Below are 4,529 nucleotides of genomic sequence, written 5' to 3'. Positions count from 1 at the left end.
AGGTCATACTTAACTTCCATCTTTCGACAGAAACGGCCAATTTCCAGATAGTCGTAGCTGGATCGGGCCGTATTCTTGCCTCGTGAATCGATTTTGTTGGCAATGATGTGGATATGCTCGTGTTCCTTGTCCGAATGCTTAAAAGCGACTAGCCCGTTACTTTCAAAACCAAAGCTTTTGGCAAAATTAATGACAATGCTCCGCAGAGTCTCCCTGCTGGGACTCTCTCCTAGTGGAAAGGATAAACTCACGTGACTTACGGGCTTTTTGGTACGTGAACTCAATGAGGCTGTCCTACTGAGTTCATCAGCAATAATGCTAAGCGGTACTTTGTCGCCGAATAATAAGGCGTCAATATGCTGATGGTATATCAGCTCTCCGCGCACATTTAGGGCATTCGATTCCTTGATGGCGGTGCGTTCGTATTTACAGTAGTAAAGGACTCCAAGAAAGTTTTGCCCCGACTTTCCAATTTTACCGATCATGATGCAGCTTTTTTAACCTGTAAAGTTCCAGGAAAGGCTCCATAGCGTTTTTCATAGCATCCACCTTAGCCAAGGCACTCTGCAATTGCTCTCTGCTTGAAAGGTTGTCTATCTCTCCGCTTAGTGTTCTCTCTAAGTCCCATACAATCGAATTCAATCCCCAAACCAGGCTTTGACCGTAAACGATTTCATTAACCGAATACACGGTACGCTGAACCACCTCCTTCACATTTTCACTCATTCGCGCAAAATCTTCCGAGATAGACTTTTGTGCCGAGGTCTTTTTGGCGAGCAGTTCCAAACTGCTTGACAGTTTGAGTAGGTCTGTCAACTGCTGCTTGATATCTTCTCCCATTGGCTTGCTCAGCGTGGCCGCTTCTCGGTTTAGGAGTTTCTCACGACAAAAGATTGTGAACCCGACCGTATGCCCTTCGTACTCCTTATTCAGAATGTCAATCTCCGACTGAGATAACATGAGGGTGATCTTACGCCGCTTTTCATTTTCATGCAGTGGTGGCCTTCCTGGCTTTTTATGACTTCCCATATTTTACTGTTGCTTTCCTTCTAAAAAACCCCAATGAGCCGTCTGGCGAATTGGCTCCCGCAGGGCAAGCGGTTTTCATCCTGATAAAATACACTTGCGGTGAATTTTGGCCGGGTGAAAACATAGCTTGCTAAATGTGAATTCAAAATTAACATATAATAATATTAATATTTAAGACAAACTCTAATTTTCAACAGCTTAGGCGATTTGAAAAATGGTCTCTTGACTCATCAGATTATCCTGTTGGAGAGGTTACTGTTAAGAAAGTGCTTCTGCCGGACTATTCAACTGCTTATCCCATGTGGCCCACGTGTTAGCTACGTGCTGACTATGTGTTACACACAAAAAATTTGTTAAAATATTGAATTAATATTTTTTATTTTGAATTTCTACCCTTATATTTGGCCCATGAATGATCGCGGATGTCACAACAAGGAATTGCAATGGCAGATGGTGAAGACAGACAGAGACTGATTTTTCTGCTCGAGAACGACATGGTAAAAGGGAAGTTCGAGTTACTGCATAAGCTGTTCGTTCGCGAGGTGAAGGAACTGTCTTTACTCGGGGCGTCCAAAGTGATTTCGGCTGATTTGGGAATTCAGGTTGGCATTCAGACTATGCGGACATTAAGAAGAAAGTGCGGTGAGTTCGATAGAATGAGAGATATGAGGTCAACGACGGTACAAAGATTCGGTTCAGAAAGCATCAAGGAAGAGCTAAACGACAATTGCCGAGAAGGCTACCAATCGATCATGAAAGAAATGGATGGATTCAAGCCCATCGACGTGTTTTCAGAGACTCACAGTAAACCTCTGTCGCTCATCAAATGGGCAGATAAAAGCAATTCTTGATACAACATGGAACAGTCAGGAGTACCCAAGAAATTTAACTTTATCATCCAGGCCAAAGGTGGAGCAGGAAAGTCATTCCTGACTTATCTGATTGCTGTCAAGCACGAGGAGGACGATAGCCGCACCTTTATTGATGTCGATAGTTCCACCAAAACAAGCACCACCCAACTGCAATTCTTGGCAAAAAAGGAGCAGCGCCTGGGAGAAATCGACCTGTTGGACAGCTATCGCAAGATAGCCCGCGACCGACTTTTCGACAGCATCCAACAACTCGCGCTCCTGACTAATGCGGTGTTTTATCTGGATTTTGGTGCGCCGGAATCGGAGCAGGTACCTGCTTTGCTGACAATTGACTTGGATCAGGAGGAGTTCAAACAATTCGAGCAATTTCTGGGGGTGGAATTCATGTTTCATGTAGTTGTTGCGGGCGGGACCGCCTACACCTCCTGTGTCGATTATCTGATGAAAATTTACAAGGCGGTCGGTAATGTCTTTCCGGTTGTGGTCTGGATCAACGCCAACACCTTTCAGAATTTCCCCCAGCAACGCGAAGAGTGTTTATCCGTGGCAAAAAAGTGCCGGATGGCGGTCGAGAGCTTCGGAGACATCGAACCTAATACTGATTTAGCCAGCAAAATTATCAGCAACATTGAAAGAGGGGAGGGGAGCAGTGGAATTCTGTCTGCCGGATGGTTCGCCAAGACCAAGATGGAAAAACTGGTGAAGGCTATCAACATTTAGTCAATGGAAGCGACGCAAGAAATTTCCGACGAGGTACTGCGCCGCATTTGCGGACATTTTCAGGAAAAGTACGGGCTGGCCATGGATTCGTTGACGGCAGCGCTGCTCAACGAAGTAAGAGAAAAGGATCAGCGCGATGCGCAAAATCAACAGGCCTTGATAAAGGAAATAATGACCCAAATCAATTCCCTGAAACCATTTACGACGGATAACCCCAGGGCTTCTTTCGCTTACGGGTTCGGCAAGTACGCTTGGGCTTGGACTGCGGTGATATTCTTCGGCATCGGCCTTATGATGCACCACACCAGAGAAACAATGAGAGCAGAATACCAGCAGGCCAAAATGGTGTTGGAGCGCTATCCAAATCTACCCTTATTGGAACCGCTCATCAAATCAGCTAAAATCGTAAAGAAGGATCAGGGAGATTTTCTGGAATTGGCTCCGGCGAAAGACCGACTCCTTCTAGGCAAAACCTATACCGTAGATCCAACGAAAAGGTTGCCGGAAAATGCCACAAAAGTGCTTATACCATTAAAATTCAAGTGATTAAAGTCTCTGTCATGATGCTATTGCAGATAATAAGTAACGGCGCCTACATTCTTTTCTCGTTTGTCGCCTTTATCGTTTACGCCTTCATCTACTTGTCCTCTGTCGGCTTGCTTAACGGACGAAAGGAGGATATGCAAAACCGTCCGGTGATAGCTGGTTACGAATCTCTTAGAAATGGTGATCGAAATATTGGGGAAGCAGACAAAGCCGCAATAGAGAGTCTGATTCATTCTCCGAATTCCGGCAATGGGGATGAGTCATCTTACGACTATGAGGCTACTTTTTACGGTAGCCAATCCAACAAAGCATACGCAGCTAGCTCACTTGATGCCCTACGGGAGGACGAGGTGGAGGAGGAAATAGAAACTCCATCAGCCAGCACATCAATAGAAGATGACGATAGCGATGAGGAGGATGAATGGCCCGTCTTAGGAAGACCCATCGATTACGGGACGGAATATTCGGATCACGAACTGACGCTGAGCAATGACATCGTTGGTGATTTGACTGCAGAGGAGCTTGTCCTACTTACCAATATCCGTGCAACCACACTAAACGATGCTGAGCGATATCCTGAATTGGTGGAAGAATGTCTGGCCGCCAATGACAGAGTCAATCATTTATTTCATCAAACAGGAAAGAGCGTCGAGGAAATCGTCTCGATGCTACTGAACACCCGGGAAAAAGTTATTTTCAATGCTTTCCCAATGATAGATCACAATCGTGCCACCTAGAAAACCCATTCTATTACCCCCAAAACCAATAATTCCATGACTAAGCAGCTAAAAAAACTCTCGCTTGTTTTAACAGCAGTCCTCTCTTCTATCAGCTTAGTCTATGCCGATAATCCGGGTATCGCAGCTGGTGCACAAGCCATTCAGCAGGCATCAAGTGACCTCCAGGCGTACTTCGAACCCGTCACTACGCTGATTTATATCATCGCAGCCTTGGTGGGTTTATTCGGAGGATTTAGAATCTATTCGAAATGGCAAAACGGCGATCAGGATGTTCAAAAAAGTGCAATTGGCTGGGTTGGGGCTGTCTTGTTTCTCCTATCAATCGCCGCCGTATTACAAGCTGTATTCTTTGCCTAGAAGAACCTCAGAGCGAATAAATCAACCATCGTACCCATGAACGCAGATACCAGGTTTTTCGGATTGCTATGCCAAGTGCAACGTTATTTGGGTGGCGGAGAAGGGGCAATGGATGGCTCAATCGTAGATCGGTACATAACGAATCCCATCTCCAACAATCTAGACGTGTTCTCCAATTTTGTTTTCGCAGTGTGTGGAATCATGGGATTGTTAGGTGGACTCAGGATTTACAACATGGCCATGAATGGAGAGGACGACGTCAAGC

Annotated in this window: 8 protein-coding genes; 6 read left to right on the top strand and 2 right to left on the bottom strand. The window is 45.5% G+C overall.

The window, feature by feature from the left end; genetic code table 11:
- Together ACEW8P_RS16035 and ACEW8P_RS16030 are read right to left on the bottom strand one after the other, a co-directional pair.
- Positions 1-485, bottom strand: a 485-nt coding sequence (locus ACEW8P_RS16035) for a relaxase/mobilization nuclease domain-containing protein (protein WP_373514092.1), incomplete at its 3' end; no start/stop codon positions are given.
- A complete protein-coding gene (locus ACEW8P_RS16030) occupies positions 475-1,029 on the bottom strand; it encodes a hypothetical protein (protein ID WP_373514091.1) in 555 nt (184 codons plus the stop codon). The genes ACEW8P_RS16035 and ACEW8P_RS16030, both read right to left, overlap by 11 nt.
- Before the next feature lie 422 nt (positions 1,030-1,451).
- Here ACEW8P_RS16030 and ACEW8P_RS16025 point away from each other — a divergent pair, with 422 nt between their 5' ends.
- The 6 genes from ACEW8P_RS16025 to ACEW8P_RS16000 all read left to right on the top strand — a co-directional run.
- Positions 1,452-1,880, top strand: a complete 429-nt coding sequence (locus tag ACEW8P_RS16025) for a hypothetical protein (RefSeq protein ID WP_373514090.1) — start codon at positions 1,452-1,454, stop codon at positions 1,878-1,880.
- 6 nt (positions 1,881-1,886) lie between these two features.
- Positions 1,887-2,621 carry a hypothetical protein gene (locus ACEW8P_RS16020; protein ID WP_373514089.1) on the top strand — a complete coding sequence of 245 codons (735 nt, stop codon included), beginning with the start codon at positions 1,887-1,889 and terminating at the stop codon, positions 2,619-2,621.
- 3 nt (positions 2,622-2,624) lie between these two features.
- On the top strand, positions 2,625-3,167 hold the full coding sequence (locus ACEW8P_RS16015) for a hypothetical protein (RefSeq protein WP_373514088.1): 543 nt from the start codon (positions 2,625-2,627) through the stop codon (positions 3,165-3,167).
- Positions 3,164-3,904, top strand: a complete 741-nt coding sequence (locus tag ACEW8P_RS16010; RefSeq protein WP_373514087.1) for a hypothetical protein — start codon at positions 3,164-3,166, stop codon at positions 3,902-3,904. The genes ACEW8P_RS16015 and ACEW8P_RS16010 overlap by 4 nt, the downstream gene beginning before the upstream one ends.
- 36 nt (positions 3,905-3,940) lie before the next feature.
- The gene (locus tag ACEW8P_RS16005) at positions 3,941-4,264 is read left to right on the top strand and encodes a DUF4134 domain-containing protein (protein WP_373514086.1); all 324 of its coding nucleotides are present in this window, start codon (positions 3,941-3,943) and stop codon (positions 4,262-4,264) included.
- Between the two features lie 36 nt (positions 4,265-4,300).
- Positions 4,301-4,529, top strand: a 229-nt coding sequence (locus ACEW8P_RS16000) for a DUF4134 family protein (RefSeq protein ID WP_373514085.1), incomplete at its 3' end; no start/stop codon positions are given.

The sequence above is a fragment of the Persicitalea sp. genome (genome assembly GCF_041751555.1).
Taxonomy (GTDB): Bacteria; Bacteroidota; Bacteroidia; order Cytophagales; family Spirosomataceae; genus Persicitalea.
The sequence above is the reverse complement of the archived record's forward strand: the minus strand, read 5'-3'. Positions and strand labels throughout refer to the sequence as shown.